Raw genomic sequence first — 23,554 nt, forward strand, 5'->3', positions numbered from 1 at the left:
CCGTCAATTCGCTTTCTCGAAAAGTGCTTTCAGAACCGTTTCAGCAGCGTTCTACCTGCGGCGGCGCGACATCGGGGCGGGGGCGCGAATCGGCCGGCGCACTCCGCTCGCGTGCGCCTCGGACTTCCATCGATGGTCCGTGTTCGATTTTTCTGGCTTTCGGCCGTCTGTGTGGATACGCCATGGTGGTGTTCTTCCGCCCGGCCGCGGATCTTCCTCCGCCGCACGTGTTCGGCCTGCCGCGGCCACGTGCGGTCGGAGCTGCGCGCTGCGCGGCTCGGCCGGGGCGGGGATTCCTCATTGCTGACGGGTCGGAGGGCCTGCTGATGGCTGTGCTGGTGGAGGCGGAGTTCCTGGACCGCGCGGGGAGGCTGGTGAAGGCCCCGGCGGGCACCCTGGCGGGTGAGCCGCTGGAGGAGCGGGGCCCGGTGTGGCGGCCGGCCGCGCACCGGGGCAGCCGTGCGACGACCACCCTGTGGGCGACCACGGGGAAGCTGGTGGGCTTCGCCGGGCTCGAGCGCGAGCGCGTGGCGGTGGAGCTGGACTTCGACCGCTGCGTGGTGGCGTACTCCGGCGCCCCGGTCCGGCTCTCGTGGACGTGCGCGGGCCGGGAGGAGACCGTCGTCGGCGACTTCGTCGCGCGGGAGTCGAGCGGGTCGCGGCTGCTGGTGGTCTGCCCTCCCGCCCGCACGGCAGGCCCCGAGGACCGCTGGCGCGAGATTGAGGCGGTCCTGCGGGATGTCTGCTCTGCGGCGGGATGGCGTCTGCGTCTTCCCGTGCCGAGCAGCGCCGTGCGGACCGCGAACCTCTTCCGTGCCGCGCAGTTCCGCCACCCGCGGCACTGGGACGCCGCCGGCGGGCAGGCGCTGCTCGCCGCGTTCGCGCGGCCGCGGCCGCTGCGCGAGGGGGCCGCGGCGGCGGGCCTGCCCCCGATGTCCGCCCTGGCCCGGGCCTACCACCTGGTGTGGAGGCAAGATCTGAGGTTCGACTGGGAGACCCCGCTGGTGCCGACCAGCGTCGTGTCGGCCGCCGGGCGGGCCCGGTGAGCGCCCCGGCGGCACTGCCGCAGCAGCGTGCCTTCCACGAGGAGCTGCGTCTGGGCGACCGGGTGCGGTGGCGGGACCGGCCGCACCTGGTCGTCGAGATCGCCGGGAGTGCGGTGACCCTCGTCGACGAAAGCCCGCCGCCCGGCGCGGACGACGAGGCGATCGACGGAGAGGCCGCCGGGCCGGGCGCGGAGTACACGGTGGTGCTGGCCTCGTACCTGCTGCGCTCCCCCGGCTTCGAGGTCCTCGGCCGCTCCGCCCGCACAAAATCCCTTCTGCCGCTCTCCCGGCTCCAGAACGTGCGCCCCGAGGTGGCCGCCCGGGCGCGGGAGTGGGAGCAGCACGTCGTCGAGGTCCACACCGGTCTCCACCCCCACGCGCCCGCCGGGAGCCCGCCCCGGCCGGAGTACGACCCGGCCGTGCGCACGCTCGCCCAGCGCTACGAGGCGAAGGCGGCCGAGCTGCAGGCGATGGGCTGGCAGGGTGCGTCGGCCGGGACGGTGGAGCGCAAGCGCCGGGCGTGGCTGGCGCAGGGCCTGTGGGGGCTGGTCGACGACCGCAGTACCCGTGCCCGCAGTGAGCTGGGCCGCGCCGATACCCGGGTGGTGGAGCTGCTGCTGAAGCTCGTGGAGCGCTCCCGCAAGCGGCGGGAGTCGGTCGGCAACGCCATGCGGCTGTACGAGCGGCTCAAGACGGCGTTGAATCGGCAGTTCCCTTCGCTGGCGCGCGAGTTGGTTCCGCCGGTGTCCTCGTTCTACGCGCTGCTGAAGAAGCTGGGGATCCGGGTCAAGGACCTGACGGCGCCGCGCCGCCGGCAGGACGACGAGGCGAACCGGCCCGAGCCGCCGTTCGCGACGATCGTCGCCCAACTGCCCGGCGAGCGGGTGGAGATCGACACCACCGGCCTGGACATCGTGGCCCGGGGCGAGGACGGCCGCCCGGTCTCACTGGAGCTGACCATCGCGATCGACGTGGCGACCCGCAGCATCCTGGCCAGCATCGTCCGGCCCAGGTACAGCAGCGCGTACGCCGACAGCACCGCCCAGGACAAGGGCAAGGGCGGCCGCTCCGGGCGGCGGGGCCAGCGGCGTCGCCGGCGTGGCCGGGCCACGAAGGGTGTGGACGCGAGCCTGCTGCTGGCGCAGATGCTGGCGCCCCAGATCGCCGACCGGCACTGGTCGCCGCTGGCCCTGGCGGAGAACAGCGACCTGCCGTACGCGCAGCTGCTGGAGGCCGACCCGCGGATGGCCGGCGCGGCCGCCCGGCCGGTCATCGTGCCGACGATGGTCGTCATCGACCACGGGAAGGTGTTCACCAGCCAGGTGTTCACCGACGCGTGCGCGCACCTGGGCATCAGCGTCCGCCCGGCCCGCACCCGTACGCCCACCGACAAGGCGATCGTGGAGCGGACCATGGCCGCGATCAAGTCGCTGTTCTGCCAGTTCGTCGCCGGGTACACCGGCTCCGACCTCAGCCGGCGCGGCAAGGACGTGGAGAAGGGCCGGCTCTGGCGGATCGACGAGATCAACGACCTGCTGCAGCAGTTCATCAGCCTGCACTGGCAGCAGCGGCCCCACGAGGGCCTGCGCAACCCCTTCCACCCGGCGATGCCGGCGCTCACCCCCAACCAGGCGTACGCCGCGCACGTCGCGGCCTGCGGCCACCTGCCGCTTCCGCTGTCCGACGAGGACGTGCTGCACCTGCTGCCGACCGCCTGGGCGCGGGTCACCGACAAGGGCATCCGCCTCAACCGGCGCACCTACGACGGTGCACGTCTCAACCCGATGCGTGGGGTGCCGTCCGGGCTGTGGGGCCCCAACCGGATGCGGTGGGAGGTGCGCTACCACCCGTACCAGCCGGAGACCGTGTGGCTGCGCGACCACCGCAGCGACGAATGGATCCCCGTCGACTTCATCCACAAGCACCTGATCGCCGACCCGTGGACCGAGTGGCTGTGGGAGGAGGCCACCGCCGCGTTCCAGGAACGCGGCGGTGAGGCCGACGACGAGGAAGCCATCGCCCGCGAAGTGTCCGCACTGCGCCGCAGGGCCGCGCGGCCCCCGGCCGTGACCGACCGCCAGGCACCCGCCCCCGCGGAGGCGACCGTGCGCGTCCCCGAACCCGCGCTCGTCGACCGCTACGCCAACATCCCGCGCATCGACCCCGCCGGCGTCGCCGCGCGGCGCACCCTCGACGGCGACCCGGCCGCCCTGTTCACCGCTCCCCCGCCCGACAGCACCGCCCCCAACGCCTGCGACACCGCCCCCACCCCTGCCCCCGCCCCCAACGCCAACGCCGGCGTCGGCGTCGGCGTCGGCGTCGGCGTCGGCGTCGGCGCTGTCCCGCTCCCCCGCCCGCCGGCCGCCGAGCCGCGCGCCTTCGTCGCCCGCACCCTGTCGGACGCCGCCCACACCCTCTTCGGCGGCCTGCGCGTGCGCCGCTCACCCGCCACCGACACCGCGGAGACCGAATGACGTTCAACCTCGACACCCTGCAGCACGAACCCGCCCCCGGCCCGCTCCGCAGGCCCGGCAGGCTGACGACAGCCACCGGCTGGAACACCTTCGTCAACCGCGTCGTCACCGTCCCCGAGCTCAAAGCCGGTCCGCCGGACACGCCCGTCCTCGACGACGACCCCCGGATGCTGTACCACGCGGCGATGCGGATCGTGAGCACCCCGGCCGTCGAGAGGGCCCTCGCAGCGTGTTGGCAGCTGCTGCGGGCCAGCGAACCCCGCAGCGAGGGACAGCTCGGACTGATCATCGACGGCGAGCACGACACCGGCATGACCGTGGTACTGCGCATGCTCGGCCGCGCCTACCAGGGCCGCGTCGCCGCCCGTCGCCCGAAGGACACCGGCTTCGTGCCCGTCGTGCACCTCAACGTCCCTCCGTCGATCATCACCCCGGCCGACTGGGCGCTGCTGTTCGCCGACTTCTTCGAGATGCCCTACACCAAGAACCCCGAAGCCGTGCCGACCCGCGTCCCGGACCTGACCGGGCCCGTCCGCTTCAGGCTGGCCAAAGCGCAGACCCAACTCGTCCTGATCGACGGCATCAACCGGCTCAGCGACGCCAACACCGCCTCCGCGTTCTCGTTCCTGACCTGGCTGCGCGACGAGCTCGGCCTCACGATCGTCTACTGCGGCTCCGGCGCCCGCGACATCGTCCAGGCTGGCCTGCGCGGCAACCGCATCGCCGCCCGCGCCGCCAACTACCGCAGCCCCTACCCGGTCATCACCACCAACCCCATCCCGTACACCGAGGACGACCCCGAGACGTGGCTGACCGTCCTGCGCGCCTTCGACAAGGACCTGCGCCTGTACCACCACAAGCCCGACACCTTGCTCGACCTCGCCGCCTACCTGCACCAGCGCACCGGCGGCTACATCACCACCCTGTCCTACCTGATCTGCGAAGCCGCCCAACTCGCCATCGAGACCGGCGAGGAAGCCATCACCCGCGAACTGCTCGCCTCACTCCTCGTGGGCCGCAACGACGAAGACGACCCCTACTGACCCGCACCACCGCGACAGAGCCAGACCCGTGACCGACAGCGCCACCCCGCCGATCCCTCCCCCGGACCCGTCCGAGCCCGCTGTCCTCCCCTCCTTCCCCACCGCGCAGCTGGCCCGCGGGCGCCCGTGCATTGGGGAATGCCTCTCGTTCGCCGCCGCCTGGGCCCAGGCCGGGATCCAGCACGACGCCCGCTACGAGGACGGCTGCTCGCGCTGCGACGAATGGTGCTGCATCCAGTGCGGCCGCCAAGAAGTCCCCGGCCACCCCGACATCTGCGGCGACTGCGTCGAGGACAACACCTGGGAGCCCGAACTCGACGGCTGCCCGCGCCCCTGCAGCCACCCCAGGTGCGCCACGAGCGACACCGCCTGACCCTCCGCCCCACAGACAAGGAACCGCGCCACCATGGCCACTCGCACCAAGACCCGGACCACCGCCCCCACCACCATGATCGTCGACGCGACCCAGGTCAGCTCCTGGAGCGGCTGCCTCACCCTGCGATGCGGACCCGTGCTGCGCCACGTGGCATCCGCCTGCGTCGCCCTGCCCGTCAACGGGTTCCCCGACCTCCCCGCCCGCCTTCGCACACTGGCTCTGGCCGCCGAACCCGAGTACCGGCCCCTCGCCCACCAGGTCTTCTCCACCGTCCCTAGCGGTAACCCCCTCGCCCTCATCCAGGCCATGCAACGCCACCTGCGCGGACAGGACTGGGACAGCGCCGCAGCAGCGGCGCCCGACAGCGAGCTCCTGCTCTTCCACCACAGCGGCCACGTCGTCCTGCAGGCCCGCGCCCCGTTCAGCCGGCGCCCCGTGCGCCTGATCCTCGACCCCTTGCAGCTGCTCCGCCTCCACGCCACCCTCGAAGCCGCCGCGGCGGACGCCCGCCGCCAGCACGACGCCCACCCCGCCCTCCCCCGCGACCAGCGCGCACGCACCGCCCTGGCCCATCTGCGGCACGCCCCGTGGGCGCCGCATGACACACCGGACCCCACCCCTGAACACGTCGAGGAGGTCATGGGGCGCCTGCAGGAAGACTTCCTGCGACGCGTCCCCTACCAGCGCAGCCGGACCGACGAGAACACCGCGCCGCCCACCGACACGCACTGGACGCCGCTGCTCCACCCGTGCGGCTGCACCACCTCCTGGGGCTGGGACAAACGCGAGATGGACCCCGCCATGTTCATGGACTTCTGCCTCCGCGCCTTCCCCAGCCCCTGTCCCCTCCACATCGACCGCGGCAGCGCCGCCCCTGCCGTACAGCCGCAGCACGTCCAGTGCCCGGCCACCAACCGCCGTGTGTGGACCCGGCCAGCCACCGGCGACAGCATCCCCCTCGGCGCCGAACTCGCCCGGCAGCTCACCACTCTGACCGCGACCGTCGCCGAGACCGACCCGACCGAACTCGCCGCCCGCCTGCCCCAACAGTGGCACGACGCGGTCGCCCAGAGCGGCGACGACCCGGTCCGGGCCTGGATCGAGCAGCGCCTCCTCGACATCCTCCTCAACCACGGCGGCGACACCATCGCCTCCATCACAGACGCCCTCAACACCGTCGCCTCCCGCCCCCGCACCGAGAACGAGGCCGGGGACCGCTGTCAGACCTGTGCCACAGCACACGCCGCCGGCGGACTCCTCTGCGAATGCGGACACGATCGGACCTGCCACCCCGGCAAACCCGCCAACAGCGAACCCTGCTCCCACTGCAGCGCCGACATGCGAATGGCTGACCCCACCTCCATGTGACCGCCCGCCCTTCGAAGCAATGAGGACCGCCGCCCGGCCCCGGGTCCCCGCTGCCAGCCCCACAGCGGCGCGGCTCCCACACGCAGGAGCTGCGGGCCGCGACCCCAAAGGTCCGGGTGACCGAAGAAGCTCCCGACCGCCTCCTGGCCTTCGAGAACGTCGAACTGTGATACGAATCAGGCCCGTTGGCTCAATTGGAATCGCGAAGGAGGACCCGGATTGGTTTCTGGGCAGCGCCTGGATCCGGAGCAAGCGCGGCAACTGATGCTCCGCAACGGCTGTATACCGAAAGGTGCCTTCACCAAGGCCAGAGACAAGTGGCCAAGCACCTGCGCCCGATGCGGTGCGGACATCGCCCCGACGTACGACAGCATCGCCCAGAAGGCCAAGAAGGAGGGCGACGCGCCACGTGGCTGCCGCGACTGTGCTGACCGTGCCTTGGCAGATAGGTACCGCCTGGGCGAGGAGACGCTCGCACATACGATCGCCAAAGCGAACGTCAGGTTGCTCGAGCCCTACGCCAACAACTCGACACGGGTCCAGGCCATCTGCCTGAATGAGGGCTGCCCGCGCTGGCCGAAGCCGATTGGGGTGCTGATCAAGACGGTCCGCAGTGGGGCCATGGCGTGCAAGTACTGCGCGAGACGAGCCATCGACCCTGACCACGCGGAGGCGGTCATGGTGCGGCAGGGGCAGGTCCAGCCCACTGCCCCCTACGCCCGCGTCGACGAGCCGTGGCCAGGAGAGTGCCTGCGCTGCGGCAGAGAGGTGTCTCCGCGTCTCCACGATGTCATGCAAGGGCAGGGGGGATGTCTCCACTGCGCCTCCAACGCTCCGCTCAGCAAGGAACAGGCATGGGCGCGGGCGCTCTCCTATCGGTTCCTGCCTGACGACCCCGCTGCTTTCAAGAGCACAAACACACCGTGGTCGGGAACCTGCATGAACTGCCAGGGACCGGTCAACCCTTGCCTGGGCAACCTGTACCGCGGCCAGGGCGCTTGTAAGAAGCGATTCCCAAACCGGAGGACATGGCTGTCGCTCGAACTTTCGCGCGCATCAGGCTCGTTCGGGTGATCAGTTCGCGGCCGGCGCATAGAAGAAGGGCCTCTTGCACGGTTCGGTGATGTCGAGTCAACGAACAACCAGGAGGCCCTCGTGCTCCACTCTGGCGTGCCCGCTGCGTCCGCGTCCAGCTCCGGCATGTCGTGCGATTGCCTCGCACACCGGCTCGGGAACGCCGCCGACCAGCCGGACCGGGCCCGCCGCTACGGCTCCGATCTCACCGACGCGGAGTGGGCGATCGTGCGGCCGCTGCTGCCGGTGCCGGCCTGGATGAACGGGCAAGGGGGCCGCCCGGAGGGCTACTGCCACCGGCAGATACTGGACGCGGTGCGCTACCTGGTCGCCGAGGGCGTGCGCTGGGCCAGCCTGCCCGCCGACTTCCCCAAATGGCGGGCCGTCTACAGGTTCTTCCGCCGCTGGCGCGACAACGACTTCACCAAGGAGCTCTACAGCCGCCTGCGCAAGCGCCTGCGCGAGCTGGCCGGAAAGAAGGAGGAGCCCACTGCCGCGATCATCGACTCGCAGTCGGTCAAGGCCGACGCCACCGTCGGTGCGGCCACCCGGGGCTACGACGCGGGCAAGAAGATCAACGGCCGCAAGCGACACATCGCCGTGGACACCCTGGGCCTGCTGCTCGTCGTCATCGTCACCGCCGCGTCGGTCAAGGACAACGACGCCGGCCGCGACCTCCTTGAACAACTGCGCGAACAGCACCGCCACATCGCCCTGGTCTGGGCCGACGGCGGCTACACCGGCTGGCTGGTCGCCTTCGCCACCAACGTGCTGGCCCTCGCGCTGACCGTCGTCAAACGCAGCGACGACGCCAAGGGGTTCGTGGTGCTGCCGCGCCGCTGGGTCGTGGAACGCAGTTTCTCCCACCTGATCCGGGCCCGCCGCCTCGCCCGGGACTACGAGACCCGCATCGACACCGCCGAGGCGATGGCCTGGTGGGCCGCGAGCATCCCGGCCACCCGCCGCCTGGCCCGCTCCGGAACCCCCGCGCCCCGCCGCGTCACGCGGTCCGCGGCCTGAACAGCCCCGGACGCTCCTCGGCCAGCCAGCCCCGCTCGACCAGCCGCTTCGCCCGAAACCGCGCGGCCTGCTCCTTCGCATCACTCGCCGGCCAGCCCAGATGCCCGCGCATCGCCCGGGCCCGCACGCCTTCCCCGCCACCGGCCGCGTCGCGCTCGACCAGGGCCACGATCCGCGCGCAGTCGGGCGGAAGCACCTCGATCCCCAACCCATCACGCCAGAACGGCACTTCGACCCGCGGCCCGGCAGATCCCGCGGTCGGCTCCACCACCGGCCCGCCGGCTGGCGCCTCGGGCACCACAGCTTCATCGGCCAACTCGGCCAGGGCCGCCACGGTCTCCTCCCGGGCGATGACCGCGCGCCGCGCGGCCTCCTCCGCCTCCACCACGGCGGCCTGAAGCCGCTCCAACTCCGCCCGCAACTCCTCCGCCCGAGCCAGCGCCACCAGCTCGCGCATCTCCAACACCCCAAGCACCGACGGCATCCGCCACCTCCGAGCACGCCCCGCACCGACACAGCGGTCCGAGCATGCCGACCGAGCGGCAGCCATACACCTCACCTGCGAAAACGTGACCCTACCCTCGGTTTGGGAATCGCTTCTAACTCCAGGGCGTGCAAGAGCACCGGTTTCAAGGATGACCGGCCCGCTCTCGTCTACCTCCTGCAGAGCGCCTCCGAGCCGTTGAAGGCAAAGATCGGCATCTGCGAGGACTCCGAGCACAACACCCGCCTCGCCGTCCACGCCAGCAACGGCTGGGAGCAGGTCTACACTCGCCCGTTCGCCGTGGGACTGCACGCGCGGCTCGTGGAGGCGGCGGTCAAGCGGCTCTGGTTCGAGGAGAGGGGTTGGGAAGACGGCCGCGCCCGTGGGGAGAGCCGAAGCGACGGCTACACGGAGACTGTTCTGCTTGACAACCCCGGGCGCTCTGGCCCCTGGAGCGTGCTGACTCCGTTGTCCCTGTGGACCGATGTGCTGGTCGTCGTCGAGCAGCTTGGGTTTCTCTTGGACGAGGAGCTCGCTGTCGAAGTCGACGGTGGGCGCACTTTCGCTGCGGCTGGTTTGGTGCCGACGGGTAACTGGGACCGGTGCCGGGGTGGCGGTGGCGCGGTCGCTCTGGCAGCGGAAACATGACCTGCCCCCGGGCGCGATGGTTCTGCTTCTGAGTTGCGGGGTCAGCCTGGCTCATGGAGACGAAGACGGTCACAGATGATCAGTCATGTCAGCTCCTGGCAAGGCGAATTGGGTGCTGATGTGGTCCACAATGGGATGATGGACTACGACCTCGACCGGCTGGGAAGCCGGGAGTTCGAGCATCTTGTGCAGAGCCTGGCCAAGTGTGTCCTCGGTTCCGGGACCCGCGTGTTCGGAGATGGGCGGGACGGCGGGCGCGAGGTCTCGTTCCGTGGTCGGGTGCCCTTCCCTCATCTCGGGCAGGAGTGGAACGGGTACGGGGTGGTCCAGGCGAAGTGCCGTCAGCTGTCCAGAATCCGGCCGTCGGATAGCGCGTGGTTGGAACAGGCTGTCCGGAAGGAGTTCGAGGCCTGGGCGTCGGCAGACTCCAGACGTGGCGAGGTGCCAGAGTTCATCATCTTCGCCACCAACGTGCGGCTGACGGCCGCACCCGGGGCTGGCGGGATCGACCGTATGGAGAGGTTCATCGCCCATGAGTCCGCGCGTCTCGGGATCGCACTCAAGGGCTGGGCGGTGTGGCACCGCGACGAGATCTGCCGGTTCCTCGATATGCACCCTGGTGTTCGCCGCAGCTATCGTGCCTTCCTGACGGTGAGCGATGCGCTCGCCGACCTCATGGACGAGCGCTCCTCGCTCAGCTCCCCGGCCGACACGGCGGCCATGATGCGCGCCTATGCCGCGGGAGAACTCGTCGCCGACCAGTGGCTGCGTCTGGGTCAGGCCGGCGCCGAGCCCGGGTCCGGAAGGATCGGGCTCGGACCGGTGGCGGTCGACCTCGAAGCGCAGTGCGCGCCGTCTTCCACTGGGTCGCGGACTGTCCTGGCGGGCCGTCATGTGATCGAGCGTGGGGACAGTGTCATGCGTCTGTCCGGGCAGTCGGGCGAGGGGCGGCCGCACATCCTGCTGGTCGGTGGCCCCGGCCAGGGCAAGACGACTCTCGGCCAGTTGGTCTGCCAGGCCTACCGGGTGGCGATGTTCGACGACGGAGATGTGCTGCTGACGGCAGAGGCAAGAGGCGTGCTGCGGTCGTTGCGTCAGGACCTCTCCTACATGGAACTGCCGGTTCCGCGCTGCCGCCGCTGGCCGGTGAGGGTCCCCTTGCACGCGTATGCCCGAGCAGTCGCGGAGGTGGACCCACCCAGTCTGCTGCAGTTCGTGGCCCGTCAGGTGAGCCGCCGCACCGGCGGTGTCACCGATGCAGTGCTCAAGCAATGGTTGCGGGACTCGCCCTGGCTCCTGGTCCTCGACGGCCTGGACGAGGTCGCGCGGCCCGCACGCGAAGCAGTCATGCAAGGAGTTGCCGACCTCATCTTCCTGGCCCGGTCTCTGGATGCCGACCTGCTGGTGGTCGGCACCACCAGGCCGCAGGGCTACCACGGTGAGTTCCACCCGGAGGACTTCGAGTGTCTGAGGCTTGCCGACATGTCCGAGGAGGACGCCCTGCGCTACGCAGGCCGACTCGCACGGGCGCGCCACCAGGGCGATCCAGAGATGTACGCGACCGTGGTGGAGAGGATCGCGGTCGCTGCCGGGAACCCCACGACCAGGCGTCTCATGCGCTCTCCGCTCCAGGTGACAATCATGAGCCTCCTGACGGAGAAGCGCCTGAGGATGCCGCAGAACCGATACGAACTGTTCGAGGCGTACTACGCCACGGTCTACACCCGCGAAACCGACAAGCCCGGGCCCGCGGGGCAACTCCTTGCCGAGAACCGCAGCCACGTCGACTGGATGCACCAGTACGCTGGACTCACTCTCCAGACCGACGAAGCAGTCACCGAACCCATCGACGAGGTCACCATGCCGATGGGCAGCCTCAGGGACCGCCTGCGCGCCCGGCTGGTACAGGAGACCGAGGACCCGCGGCAGGCCGACGACCTGTCGGCCGCCCTTGCCGAGGCCGCCCTCGACCGACTGGTCCTGCTCGTATCCCCACAGGACGGCGCCATCGGATTCGAGGTGAAGAGCCTCCAGGAGTACTGCGCCGCATGGGCGCTCCTGGAAGGGCCCGACGCCCGCATCGTTCCCCGCCTGGGCACGCTCGCGTCCGACAAGACCTGGTACCAGGCCTGGCTACTGGCCGCAGCAGGCCTGTTCAACAAGCGCCGCCACCTCCGCGGCGACCTCCTTGCCGCACTACGCGACCTGGACGGAGGCAGTGCCGCTCACATGCTGCTGCTCCCCGGCGCCCACCTGGCCCTGGCGATGCTCGACGAGGACCTTGCCCGGCAGCATCCGAAGCACCACACGCTCCTCGTGCAGCACGCGGCCGAGCTCATCACCGCACCCACGACGTACGAGTGGGACTATGCGCTGACGCTGGGGCAGCCCGGTATGGCGCGAACACTCGCGCAGGCGGCCGGCCGCAGTGAACAGGCCCACGCCCGCCTCGAGAACGCGGCACGGGTGGCACTCGGCGGCCAGGGACTGCGTGCGGTCTTCTGTCTGCGGACGCTGGCCGTCTGGTCGAGACTGGACGGCTGCCTGGGATCGGTGGCACGGCAGCTTCTGGGCACCGCAGCCCAGGGCTTCCAAGGCGAGCAACGGGCCGCCGCCGAGCTCTTCCGGCGCGAGGAAGCACGCGGATTCACCGAGGACTGGCCCAGTGCCTCGGATTCCGGCGCGTACACCCTCGCCTCGTTCGTGCCGAGGGCCGGAACTCCGCCTGGGAACGCCTGCGCTCCCACCCCGCCGCAGGAGGCCGTACGGTGGGTCGCAGATTGGGCCGCCTGCATCCCGGTCACCGACGAGCTCGTGGACGGCGTCGCCGTCCCGCTCGTCGACCGCGACGCGTTGAGCGTCGGACCGGTGATCACTGACAGCCGATGGGACGACGCGTGGCTTCCCGAAGCCCAGCGTCTCCTGGCCGAGACTGCCATGGCCCAGCCTGCTACGAACTGGAGCATCGCCCAGGCATTGGTAGCGGCCCTGTACGACATTGCCTCGTGGGAGTACGCCCCGTTTCCCATCACCGTGGCAGGCATCAACAGCTGATCGTCCCCGGCCCGGGCGGCCCACGCCAGTCCGCCGCACCGGATGTGGCCCGCTGGTACACGCCCGTGCCGGGATCAGGGCGGACGCACGCGCCGTCCTCGACCATGAGCGTCCCGTGCTGCCTACGGAGTCAGGCGGCGTGTCCTCTTGCCCTGCGGCGGGCGCAATCCACCGGAGGCGGGCGGCTGCCGCAGTCCGCGGCTGGAGTACAGCCGCCGGTTGTGGCAGGTAGCTCTCAGGGCGAAGACAGGTTCGGCCGGGAGGGCACGATCGGAGCGTCCGATCTACACGAGCGGGGAGTTAACGCGAATGGAGTCTTCGACCACGCCGGGGTCAAGCTCTGCGGCACGATCCAACAGACGCCTCTGCTGCGCGGGGGTCAGGCCAAGCTCCTCGTCGAAGGCGAGGCGTTCGAGGGCGGCGGCGACGTAGCCGGGCGCGGCTGCGGCCAGGGCCTGACGCATAGCCTCGCCGTCAACGTCTACCGCGGCCAGTCCGGCAGCGTAGTGCGCGGCGATGCCGTATGTCTCCACCGCCCGCGTGTTGATCCGTTCCAGGGCGGCCTGCGCGTTGGCGTCACTGTGGTCGGCACGCAGGACGAGGCCCACCTGGTCGGGGCGGTCGGCGGCGGTCGCCGGCCGGAGGCCAGTTGCAGTGGGCTTCTCAGGGGCGACCTCCTGCACCGCGTTGGCGGCCGGGGTGTTCTTGGGCGGGCGTCGCAGCTTCTCCTTGAGTCGGCGCAGCCCGTCCTCGATGTGCGGGGTGGCGGCCTCCAAGGCGGTGACCGTCACGGTGTGAGCGATGTTCACCAGAATGTCGGTGGCACAGTTGACGAGGAGGTTCCTTAGGCCGTCCCTGTAGCCGTCGCCGTACCGGTCGTCAGCGTCGAAGAGCTCGACCTGAGTGACGAGCGAGTTGTCCCGGTCACTGCGGGCGGTGCCGCGCATCCCGTTGGAGGAGGCACGGGAACGGTCGAGGTGGGTGTCGGCGGGGTACACGACAAGCATCAGCCTGCGATTCGGCTGCGGCGGTTGGTGGTTAGACATGACGGAACTGTAGGGGGCCGCACCGACAGCGCGACTTCGCCGACGCCCGCGGCCTGAAGGCCTATGCGGGGGCCTCACCGGTCACCCGTGCCTCCGGCGAGAAGTCCAGCATCACCAGGCGGTGGGTGAAGAGCGACCGGCTCAACCACGCCGGGCTACCTCTGGGCCTTCATAGCCCTCACCGCTTCACCCGGCGCCAAGACCCACTACCGGCGACGCCGCGACACCGGAGACAGGCACGCCGTCGCCCGGCGCAGCCTCTTCAACCGCGTGCTCGGACAGCTCCACCATTGCCTCACGAACCGCCAGGTCTTCGACGAGCAGGTCGCCCTCCCGGCCCTGCAAGGGCTTGTGGAAGCGGCGGCATAGGCACCGAAAGCAGGTTGGGTCCTGCTGTCACCGGTCAACGGCACACTGCGTGCATGAGCTCTGATCGTCATGGTGCTGTCCGGAGGCCCCTCGACCTGACCTGGGTCGAGTCGATGGGTGGCCCGCTGATGGCCGTCCCGGTGTCCGTGCTGCAGCGCTGGGGTGGGTGCACCGAGGGCGGCATGATCGTCGGCGATGGCAGCCAGCCGGACGACTACGACCGGGCCTGCGCGGTCGAGGACCTGGCCGAGGTGATCAGCCTGGCCGGCCACGGCACCGCTTCCGCGCTGGTGCTGGGCGACGAGCCTGCCACCATCTGTTACGTGCCGGAGCTGAGAGCCTTCGTGCGCTGGCTCGCTGCCGACTCCGACGCCGAGTTGGTCGCCGCAGCCGAATCCGCGCTGAACGACCCGGCGACGCCATGGGAGGAGTGCGGCTCTTGGCAGACCGACGGCCCGGCGGTTCTCATGGACTCGGCCGAGGCCGGGCGGCACCTTGGCATGCCCTACCCGGACGGCCGAGGCCAGCCCTCGCAGGCCCCGGTCCCCGTTCCCGGAGGGTGCTGGAGAGTCCGCGCCGTTCACACCTGGGCCAACGAGTCCACCTCGGTCGGCGTGGTCCAACTGCTCCCGGAAGATGCCGATACTCGGCCGACATCGGTTTCGTGAGCTGGAGGCTTGAACACCGAACCTGCACCAGCAGCCCGACTTGACCTCTTGGCACCGTGAGGTGTCTTCACCAACAAGGCACACCGCTGGTCGACCTTCCTCGCACCTGACGGGTACTCCGACGATGTGCTCGAGGTGCATGACCGAGTGGCAAGCCTGGTCGCCAGGGACATCGCACCCAGCTGGCCGATGCTCACCGCAGGAGCGTTCGATGGCGACGCGGCCAAGGCATCCGCTGCTGCCCAGCAACTTCGGGCCCAGCTCGCCGGACCAAACAGTTGACCGCGGCCGATCGATGTTGTCCTGCCCGGCGTCTAGGCTGTGCGTGCACCATCGCTCAGCGAGTTCTTCGGGGGAACGTCCGTGGCCTACGTCCAGCATCTGTCCGTCCGCGTGCCGTGGCACGACACCGGCTGGACGGGGACCGTGTGCGGTGACCCCATGGCCAACAGTTCGTGCGTCATGCTCGACACCATCGGTCTCAGCCGGAAGCCGCATGCCGAAGCCGCCCAAGCCGGTCAGCCGTGGAGCGATCTGGACGCCGACGAGCTGCCCCCGTGTGTCATGGAGCGCGGCGGGTTCTTGAGCGGGCGGGATCACGAGTACCGGCGCAAGCACCCGTACCGCTACTTTGACGCTCTGACCGGGCTGAAGGAGTCCGTGGTCCAGCTGCCCGCCTACTCGGTGCACGCAGTCCCCTACTTCTGGCTTCACGGTACGAACGTCAACGCCGTGCTCGAGGAGCGGCCGATCCCGGGGTTCGACCCCGGTGCCGAGGTGCGGGCCCGCAAGGTACTCGGCGACTCGAAACTGCAGTGGGTACTGCACGGGGACAACCAGAAAGCTGTGATCGAGGCGTTCTTCCGGAACGTGACCGACGGCCAGTCCCTGGTGTTCTTCTACCTCAAGCACTCTCCCTTCGAAGGCCAGCCGCGTCGGATGCTGGTGGGTGCGGCATGCGTCACTGGTCGCACCCCGCCAGGACGCTGGCCGGGCTCGAACGACGCGGTGTTCCCCAATCACATGTGGGAGACCGTCCTGCGCCACACGCTTCGCCCGGACGGGACGGGCGGCATCTTGCTGCCGGTACAGGAGCTCGCCCGGCTGGCGGCCAAGGGCGTGGATGTCACGGCCACACTCGCTGCCGCCCCGGAGACCGGCCGCAACTTCTCGTATGCGACCGAGCACGTCTCACCCGACTCCACAGTTGCCGCTCTGATGGAACTGGAACGGGCAGTGCAGGCGATCATCGACCTGGGTGAGCCGTCCGCGTCGGTTCCTGAGGCGTCCCGGCGGTGGCTGGACCAGCAGCTGCGTCGTGCGTGGGCGCGTCGTGGCCCCACGCCGGGGCTTCCCGCGGTCTTGGAGCATCTGCGTTTCCTGCACCCCACCTTCGCCGCCCATAGGATCATCTCCGAGGCCGGGGAGAACAATGATCCGTGGCCGCTGCTTGAGCGCATGTTCGAAGGCAGTTCGGCCGACGGTGAGCTCGGTCGTCTCGTTACTGGCACCGCGCGCAAGATCTGGGCCAATAAGACAGCGCAGGAACGGCAGATGCTGCGCCTGTTGAGCCGCTTCGACCTGACGTCGTCGATGGCCGACAGTGTCCTGGCGGGGACCACGCAGGTGCCGATCGGTGCGGAGGACCTCCTCGCCAACCCGTACGACCTGGTGACCTGTACGGTCGATGACGGGGAGCCGATCCCGTTCGAGACAGTCGATCGCGGGTGTTTCCCCGATCACCAGATCACCACGCATCACCCGCTCCCGGTCGACGAGCCTCTTGACGACCCCAACGACACCCGGCGCATCGACGCCGCGATGACCAGCGTGCTGCTGCGCGCCGAGGAGGACGGGCACACCCTCTTGCCGCTCGAGCAGATGGCACAGCGACTGGAGCAGCTGACGGTCACGGTGCCCTTCGACACCGGCGCCAGTACGCTCGGCCCGCTCGGCCTGCTTCCCGCTTCTCTCGAGCCGTCGACTGAGGAGTCGGGCGAGTTTCTTCAGCTGCGTCGGGTCGATCTTCCTGACGGGGACAGTGCCTACAAGCTCCTCACCGCCGCCCACCGCCGTGACTTCATCCGAGGGCGTCTGAACACGCTCCGCGATGCGCGGCCCCATGTCCTTCCTGCTGACCTGTCGCGCACGCTGGATCGCGTATTGGACGCGATCTCCGCTCCGGACGGGGCGGACCCCGCTACGGAGCGGCGGGCTCGTAAGGAGAAGGGCGCCGCGTTCCGGACGTTGTACAGCAGCCGCCTGTCGGTGCTGAACGGGCCGGCTGGAACCGGTAAGACAACGCTGGTGAAGGCACTCGTCGACCGGCCGGAGGTGCAGCGCAGCGGGATTTTGCTGGTCGCTCCGACCGGGAAGGCCCGTGTGCAGCTGCAGAACAAGGTCGGCTGGGACGCGTTCACGCTGGCCCAGTTCCTCGCGGGGAGGAACCCCAAGCGCTACGACGGGGAGGGGCGTTACCGGACCCCTGGCGGGGATCGTTTGAGGGTGGGGACCGTCGTCGTGGACGAGGCGTCCATGCTGACCGAGCAGATGCTGGCGGCCCTGCTGGACGCGGTGGAGATTACCCAGCGTCTGGTGCTGGTCGGTGACCCGCGGCAGTTGCCTCCGATCGGCGCCGGGCGGCCGTTCGTCGACCTGGAGCGGCGGATGCAGCCCGAGGAGCCGGTGTGGCCCCGTGCCGGACATGGTTGGGCCGAGCTGACAGTGACACACCGTCAGCACGGCCACGAGCGTGATGACCTGGCCCTTGCGCGCTGGTACAGCGGAGACGACCTCGATGAGAGCGCCGATGAGGTCTGGGAGAAGCTGCGCCTGGGGCAGGGCAGTGACACTCTGCGGACGGTGGCGTGGGAAGGACGTACCCCGGCGGAGGTCTTGGAGCAGGTCCTGCGGGAGGAGTTCGGGGTCACCGATCACCTGACCTTCGCCCGTTCGTATGGGGCGGTGGTCAAGACCAGCAAGAAGGGGAAGGTCTATCCCGACTTCACCAATGCTGTGGCAGGGTGTGACCGTTGGCAGATCCTGTCGCCGGTGCGAGGCAGGGCTCACGGCACGGCCGACCTGAATCGCCATCTGAAGAGCGTCTACCGGGAAAGGGCCTTTGAGGAAGCCACGTCCAGGCGGCGCTGGTCTCCCAAGCCGTTCGGGCCGGAGCAGATCGTCCTGGGTGACAAGGTCGTCAACAACCGCAACCAGTACCTGTACGCGCAGCCCAAGCCCCAGGGGAAGGACGACCCGCGCCGGTACGTCGCCAACGGCGAGTTGGGGGTGGTGACCGGTGACATCGACTTCGCCAGCCCGCCGTGGGCCACGAAGGTGGAATTCTCCTCACAGCCGGACTGGAAGTTCACCTACCGCAAGGGCGGCGACGACTCCCCACTGGAACTGGCCTGGGCTCTGACTGTCCACAAGAGCCAGGGCAGCGAGTTCGGGACGGTCGTTCTGATGCTCCCGGAGAACGTCCGGGGCATCTCACGTGAGCTCCTGTACACCGCGCTCACCCGGCAGACCGATCGGATCATCATCTGTCACGAGGGCAGCTTGGAGGACCTGATGGACCTCGGGCAGCCGACCGCCTCGGACGTCTGCCGCAGACTGACCGACCTCATCACCCCCTCCAGGCCGGCCCTTGTGCGCAACCGCAAGGGCGAGCCCGCAGGGGTGGTCGACCGGAACTTCTTCCCGCACCTGTCCCGCACCGGCATCCCGGTGCGGAGTAAGAACGAGGTCATCATCGCCGACCTCCTTCAGCAGCTCGCACCGAACATGTGGGAGTACGAGCGCCCTCTGCGCGGGCGTGACAGCAAGAAGATCAAGCCCGACTTCACCATCGACACCGACGACCCCGATCGGCCCATCTACTGGGAGCACCTGGGACGACTCGACAACGCCAAGTACGTCAGCGATTGGGAGTGGAAGCTCAACTGGTACGCCGAGAACGGCATCCTTCCCGCACCGGACGGAGGCCACCGGGGCATCCTCGTGGTCACCGACGACCGGGGCGGCGTCAACGAGCCGCAGTGGGAAGCCCAGTTCAAGGCCGTCTTCACCACCGAGGTCGGCATCCAAGCCCGCACCGTCCAACGCCGTCCACGCCGGCCCCGCCCCGGCTCCCCCACCGGATAACGGCATTGCTGTCCCGTCATTTCGCTACTGCGCGTACTCCCGGAGGGGGCTGCTCCCACAAGGCTCACTTGGGGATCTCCAGGACGTTGGCGTCGTCGAGGAGAGTGAAAAGGTCAGCGATGAGCCCATTTCGGGCATCAGGTGTGGTGGTGGTGACGATCAGGCGTTGCCGCGCCCTGGAGAGGCCTACGAAGAAGGTCGATCGGCCTTCGGCTGGATCCTGTCCGTAGGCCCACCACTGGTTCTCGTCGAGACCGAGGAAGAAGACGGTGTGGTATTCGAGGCTCTTGCTGCGATGAGCAGTGAGCAGGACGACGGCGTCAGCGGCCTCGAACTCCTCAAGGGCATTACTCCAACCCACTGCGTCGTGGGTGACCGCGTTGAGGCGGGCTTCGAAGGCGTCAGTGATGAGGTCGAGGTCGAGGGAGGGCGTCGTCGCCTTCACGTACCGGCGTAGTGCGGGCTCATCGATGAGGCCGAGGAGGTACGCGACGGTGGTGCCGGCCGCGGTGGCTGATGGCGGATTGGTCCGCAACCAGGTGCGCAGCTGGGTGGTGAGGTGGGCGAGGTGTTCGCCGACGTGGCGTTGGATGGCTTCGTCGCCGCTGGATCCGTTAATGCGGAGCATGACGGCTGAGGTCTCGCGCCAGACGGCGGCCAGGCCGTCGGGTTGGTCCGCGAGGCGTAGCAGGCCAAGGAGGAGGCGGGCGATGTCGTCCTTCAGCAGATCTTGAAGGGACAGTACGCCGACCTTGGCGTCGTCATTGCGCAGCCGGATGCCGTGGGGGGCGAGGGCGTCACGAAACCACGGTTCGATCGTTTCGACCCTCTGTCGTGCGATGAGGGCGAAGTCGGCCGGTGTGCGGTGCGATTGGGCGATGTCCCGTGCAATCCAGCGGGCGATGTGGTCAGCCTCCGCGCGTGGGTTGGGAAAGGTCCACAGCTCAGCCGGGGCGGGGATCTCTTCGGCGGTGGCTTTGGAGACGGCTCGTGTGCTCCCGGGGGCCAGGTTGTCGGCGATGACGTGCTGCAGTTGGACGAGTGGCTCAGCAGAGCGGAAGTTCCACTCCAGCGGGTAGGTGCGGGCGTTGAAGGTGGTGCTGAAGCGTCCGAGTGCGTCGGGCAGGGCGCCGGCGAAGCCCATGATCCGCTGTTTGCCGTCGCCGACGGCGGTCACCGCCGTGTCGGTGCCGAAGACGGCGGCCAGGAAGGAGAACTGTGCGCTGGTGGTGTCCTGGAACTCGTCGACGAACACGATGGGGTAGGTCAGGCGCAGGGCTCGCCCGATGGCCGGAACGGTGCGGACGAGGAGTTCGGCGAGGCGGTTGATCATGGTGAAGTCGAGGAAGGCAATGCCGGACCGCAGGTGCCGTGCTCGCCACCACTGGTGGGCGGTGTAGGCGGTGGCGTCTGCGGCGCTGTCGTCGGGTGGGCCTGCGGGCAGGTCCCATCTGCCGATAACGTCAGTCATGAAGCGCTTGGGCTGCATGCTGGCGATGCGCGTACGCAGCCTCGCGGGTGCGGATGCGGCCATGTCGTTGAGGAAAGCACGCGCCTCCGCGTCTTTGACGTAGCGGATGTCGTAGCCGTCGTTCATGCGCCAGTAAGGCGGCAGGGCTGCGGCGAACCGGTCGACGAGGCCTTTGGTGAACGCGTCGAAGGTCATCGACTCGAAGCGGTCGGAGTGTTCAGGGACACGGGCAGCGACTCTGCGGCCCAGGTTGGCCGCCGCGTCGCGTTTGAAGGAGATCGCCAGGATGTGCTGGGGCTGCGGGCAGATTCCGGTCTGCAGGAAGTAGGCGGCGCGTTGCGCGAGGAACTCGGTCTTCCCCGCGCCCGGTCCGGCCGTCACGGCGACGTTGCCGGTGTCACGCAGGGCCTGCCAGGCCGCGGGTTCGAGGTCCGGGATGCCGCTGGGGCGCCAGCCCTCGCGTGGGACGGGGCGGGTGGTGCGCGGTGTGGGGTTTGGTGCGCTGCCGTCCGTGCTCACAGGTGTGCCCTGTCGCAGACGTGGTCGATGAGTGCGGTGAGGAACTCCGGTTCGCCTTGGGTGAGTTCCTCGTCGGTGAGTCGGCTGAGCGCCTGGAGGTGGCTGCCGGGCTTGGAGTCGTTCAGGAACAGGTAGCGGTACCAGCGCAGCAGTTCCACCTTGTCAGGGGTGTTCCAGAAGTCTGGCCTGGTGCCGCCGTCCTCGCCCAGGACGGCGAGCATGATGGTGTCCGCGGAGGTGCCAGCGCGTGGGCCGCGGGCGCCGGCGGCGAGGTGGATGTAGGCGCTCTTGAAGTTCCGCAGCATGGCGTAGTCGAGGTCGAGCGGGGTGGCGTAGAAGACGCCGAAGCTCCGCAGGTGCTTCACGATCACCTCGATCTGGGCGACTTCGAGGTCGTCGTGGATTTCGTCGGGCTGCCCGTAGCCCTCGATGCCGGCCAGGGCGTCGATGCCGTTCGCGGCGAGCCGGTTGCAGGCGTCGCGCAGCCGGGCCGGGCCGGACCCGTCTTTGCCGTAGTCGAGGTCGAGGAGGGTGGCGTGCGGGATGTCCAGGTCGTTGAGCAGGCGCCACATGTGGTTGGTGTGGCGTCCCCCGAGGGGGACCATCGCGATGAACGAGGGGTCGAGCTGGATGCCTCGGGCTTGGGCGATGCGGGGGATGACGAGTTGTTCGGTGTCGCCTTCGCCGAGGATGACGAACCTGGCGAAGTACAGCTCCGGGTGGGCGTGGACCGCCTCACGCACGTACTTGCCCGCGTCGCTGTCGGCGTCGGGGAGGGTGATCTCCCGGACTGCGGAGGTGGCGGTGTCGGGGTCGGTACGGAAGTAGCGGATGTGTTCAGGGTGGATGCGGGTGAGTGTGCTGGCGGAGTGGCTCGACACGAGTGCCTGGGCCTGCGCGGTGGCGCTGATCGTATGGAGTTGGTTGACGATTCGGGACAGGAAGAACGGGGAGAGGCTGTTCTCCGGCTCTTCGACCGCGATCAGGGTCAGGTTGGGCAGGCGTGTGGTGTCGAGGGTGAAGTCGTCCTCGTGTCGGCCGTTGTAGACGGCGCTCTCGACGTCGAGGGTGGCGGCGACCAGTGCCAGGTGGAGCAGTGAGCGCTGACCGTCGCTCAGCAGGCGTGCGGGCCGGGCCCGTCCGCTGGGGTCGGGGCTGAAGACGAGCTCGGAGTCGCGGACCAGGTGGTTGAAGTCGCCGTCCAGCAGCCGCATCCGGGGCTCCGCGTGCTGGCCCGCGCCGTGCAGTTCCCGCCAGCGGTCCGCTAGTGCTCCCTCGATGGCCTTGACGACCGGCTCGCCGGAGAACTGTGCGGCGACCTCGGTCGCGTTCGCACTGGCGAGTTCGCGCAGCCCTGCCGAGAACTGGGCGGCGCGCCACAGCCGACCGCGCAGGAACGCGGTGACCTGGCGGGCCCCGTCCCGGGAGGCCGGGATGTAGATCATCTGGATGCGGCTGCGCTCGGCCGGGGTGAGGAGGGTGTAGTTGTCGCCGTAGTCCTGCTCGAAGGTGCTGACGATGTGCCGGGTCTCGGTGACGGCGCCTTCCACGGTGCCGTCGTCCGTCCACTGCGCGGTGAGGACGATGCGCACCTTCAGCCGGCCGTCCTCTACGGCTGCCATGCGGCGGAAGAAGTCCGGGACGGCACTGCGTGCCGCTTCACGGGTTCCGGGGCCGGACGGGTCGGCCGGGGCTTCGGGCTCGCTGTCCGCGGGGGTGTCGTCCTGGTCGAGTTCGGGGAAAGCCAGCACGGCTTCGATGGTCAGCTGCCGCTCGGCCGGCGGCGCGCTCTCACCCTCGGGGACGTGGAAGTCGTCGGCGCGCACCGTTCGTTCCTGACCGGTGACCGCGAACAGGCGCAGCAGGGCCTCGCATGCCGCGGTCTTGCCGGAGCCGTTGGCGCCGATGAGTGCGGTCGTTCCCTCATCGAGGCGGATGCTGGTGGGTTCCGGTCCGAAGCACTTGAAGTTCTCCAGCACGAGCTTCTCGATGAACATTCGTCACTTCCGGGACAGTCAGGACGTGTCGCAAGATCGTGCCGGTAACGTTAGCGGAGCGGAGCGGCCGCACGCGGATAAACGGCTTGGTCCGCTGGTGGGCTCCCGCCGGCCTGGACGCCTTTGCCAATCGGGATGGGGCTGCGGTCGCAGCGCTAGGGATAACTGGCTGATCTGCCTGAACGTTTCGGTACTGGTGCGCGCCCCCACTCTGAGGGCGGGATGTGAGCTGATGTCCGTTTCGCCGCTGTGGAGGACGTAGTCGTCACCGGACTACGGTCGTGGCAGAGTGAACAGGCCTGGCTCTGGCTCGGTCAGGATGCCGCGGCTGGTCAAGCGCTTGAGCTTCATCGGACGTTGTTGATGTTGTTCGGCGCCAGGTCCAGATCATCGCCTCGCAGACGCCCCGCGCGCGAAGCGGGCCGTCTGCCTCGGCGAACACCGCCATGATCTCCCGGTAGGCCGCCCCGCCCGGAAGCTCCGGGGCGGACGCCGACGGTTCGTGCGGGGCGGGGTCAGGCAGCTCCAGCAGGATCTTGCGGGTGATCCGCACCTTCTCGGCGGCCCGGCCGAGCTCGTCCAGCGCGGCGGTGAGTCGCGTGATTTGCTCGCGAGTCTCCTCGGCCTGCGCGGTGATCTCTCGTTCCCGCTCCTCCGGTTGCGTCCAGGGAAGTGGTGTACGGGTTCCACCCATTCCGGGGGTTTCGTCCCGGTAGCGGGTGTCACCTGAAAACGTAAGACGGCCATCGGC

At 69.4% G+C, this 23,554-nt stretch carries 15 protein-coding genes and 2 pseudogenes; 12 read left to right on the forward strand and 5 right to left on the reverse strand.

Annotation, left to right across the window (positions count from 1 at the left end):
* Positions 1–326 precede the first annotated feature (326 nt).
* From ACGFX4_RS37815 to ACGFX4_RS37845, 7 genes are all read left to right on the forward strand, one after another.
* Positions 327–1,046: a TnsA-like heteromeric transposase endonuclease subunit gene (locus ACGFX4_RS37815; RefSeq protein ID WP_393084968.1), complete on the forward strand. Its 720-nt coding sequence runs from the start codon at positions 327–329 to the stop codon at positions 1,044–1,046.
* Entirely contained in the window at positions 1,043–3,520 is a 2,478-nt protein-coding gene (locus ACGFX4_RS37820; RefSeq protein WP_393084971.1) for a Mu transposase C-terminal domain-containing protein, read from the forward strand. Before ACGFX4_RS37815 ends, ACGFX4_RS37820 begins: the two co-directional genes overlap by 4 nt.
* On the forward strand, positions 3,517–4,563 hold the full coding sequence (locus ACGFX4_RS37825) for an ATP/GTP-binding protein (RefSeq protein WP_393084974.1): 1,047 nt from the start codon (positions 3,517–3,519) through the stop codon (positions 4,561–4,563). Before ACGFX4_RS37820 ends, ACGFX4_RS37825 begins: the two co-directional genes overlap by 4 nt.
* A 28-nt stretch (positions 4,564–4,591) precedes the next feature.
* Complete coding sequence (locus ACGFX4_RS37830) at positions 4,592–4,936, forward strand: hypothetical protein (protein WP_393084977.1); 345 nt, start codon at positions 4,592–4,594, stop codon at positions 4,934–4,936.
* Positions 4,937–4,969: 33 nt separating this feature from the next.
* Positions 4,970–6,307 (forward strand): hypothetical protein, encoded by a 1,338-nt coding sequence (locus ACGFX4_RS37835; protein WP_393084980.1) that lies wholly within the window; start codon positions 4,970–4,972, stop codon positions 6,305–6,307.
* Positions 6,308–6,526: 219 nt separating this feature from the next.
* Complete coding sequence (locus tag ACGFX4_RS37840; RefSeq protein WP_393084983.1) at positions 6,527–7,381, forward strand: hypothetical protein; 855 nt, start codon at positions 6,527–6,529, stop codon at positions 7,379–7,381.
* A gap of 81 nt (positions 7,382–7,462) precedes the next feature.
* Positions 7,463–8,401 carry an IS5 family transposase gene (locus ACGFX4_RS37845; RefSeq protein WP_393084986.1) on the forward strand — a complete coding sequence of 313 codons (939 nt, stop codon included), beginning with the start codon at positions 7,463–7,465 and terminating at the stop codon, positions 8,399–8,401.
* Here ACGFX4_RS37845 and ACGFX4_RS37850 read toward each other — a convergent pair.
* On the reverse strand, positions 8,382–8,858 hold the full coding sequence (locus ACGFX4_RS37850) for a hypothetical protein (protein ID WP_393084988.1): 477 nt from the start codon (positions 8,856–8,858) through the stop codon (positions 8,382–8,384). The two genes, ACGFX4_RS37845 and ACGFX4_RS37850, sit on opposite strands and share 20 nt — an antisense overlap.
* 129 nt (positions 8,859–8,987) lie before the next feature.
* Here ACGFX4_RS37850 and ACGFX4_RS37855 point away from each other — a divergent pair, with 129 nt between their 5' ends.
* Together ACGFX4_RS37855 and ACGFX4_RS37860 are read left to right on the forward strand one after the other, a co-directional pair.
* Positions 8,988–9,533: a hypothetical protein gene (locus tag ACGFX4_RS37855; RefSeq protein WP_393084991.1), complete on the forward strand. Its 546-nt coding sequence runs from the start codon at positions 8,988–8,990 to the stop codon at positions 9,531–9,533.
* 138 nt (positions 9,534–9,671) lie between these two features.
* Positions 9,672–12,587, forward strand: coding sequence for an NACHT domain-containing protein (locus tag ACGFX4_RS37860; RefSeq protein WP_393084994.1), 2,916 nt, complete (start codon positions 9,672–9,674; stop codon positions 12,585–12,587).
* A gap of 284 nt (positions 12,588–12,871) precedes the next feature.
* Here the strand turns inward: ACGFX4_RS37860 and ACGFX4_RS37865 are convergent, their stop codons facing one another.
* Positions 12,872–13,633 (reverse strand): hypothetical protein, encoded by a 762-nt coding sequence (locus ACGFX4_RS37865; protein ID WP_393084997.1) that lies wholly within the window; start codon positions 13,631–13,633, stop codon positions 12,872–12,874.
* 14 nt (positions 13,634–13,647) lie between these two features.
* On the opposite strand from ACGFX4_RS37865, the pseudogene ACGFX4_RS37870 reads away from it, so the two are divergent.
* The 3 genes and pseudogenes from ACGFX4_RS37870 to ACGFX4_RS37880 form a co-directional block, all read left to right on the forward strand.
* Positions 13,648–14,002: pseudogene (locus ACGFX4_RS37870) on the forward strand (transposase); the annotation flags it as partial.
* A 53-nt stretch (positions 14,003–14,055) separates the two neighbouring features.
* Entirely contained in the window at positions 14,056–14,670 is a 615-nt protein-coding gene (locus tag ACGFX4_RS37875) for an Imm21 family immunity protein (RefSeq protein WP_393085000.1), read from the forward strand.
* Between the two features lie 363 nt (positions 14,671–15,033).
* Positions 15,034–18,816, forward strand: a complete 3,783-nt coding sequence (locus ACGFX4_RS37880; protein WP_393085003.1) for an AAA family ATPase — start codon at positions 15,034–15,036, stop codon at positions 18,814–18,816.
* 64 nt (positions 18,817–18,880) lie between these two features.
* Here the strand turns inward: ACGFX4_RS37880 and ACGFX4_RS37885 are convergent, their stop codons facing one another.
* From ACGFX4_RS37885 to ACGFX4_RS37895, 3 genes and pseudogenes are all read right to left on the reverse strand, one after another.
* The gene (locus ACGFX4_RS37885) at positions 18,881–20,806 is read right to left on the reverse strand and encodes a UvrD-helicase domain-containing protein (RefSeq protein ID WP_393085006.1); all 1,926 of its coding nucleotides are present in this window, start codon (positions 20,804–20,806) and stop codon (positions 18,881–18,883) included.
* Positions 20,803–22,803 carry an ATP-dependent endonuclease gene (locus ACGFX4_RS37890; protein WP_393085009.1) on the reverse strand — a complete coding sequence of 667 codons (2,001 nt, stop codon included), beginning with the start codon at positions 22,801–22,803 and terminating at the stop codon, positions 20,803–20,805. Before ACGFX4_RS37890 ends, ACGFX4_RS37885 begins: the two co-directional genes overlap by 4 nt.
* Before the next feature lie 265 nt (positions 22,804–23,068).
* Positions 23,069–23,554: pseudogene (locus ACGFX4_RS37895) on the reverse strand (hypothetical protein); the annotation flags it as partial.

Origin of the sequence: Kitasatospora sp. NPDC048365 (genome assembly GCF_043200835.1) — a bacterium.
Lineage (GTDB): Bacteria > Actinomycetota > Actinomycetes > Streptomycetales > Streptomycetaceae > Kitasatospora > Kitasatospora terrestris.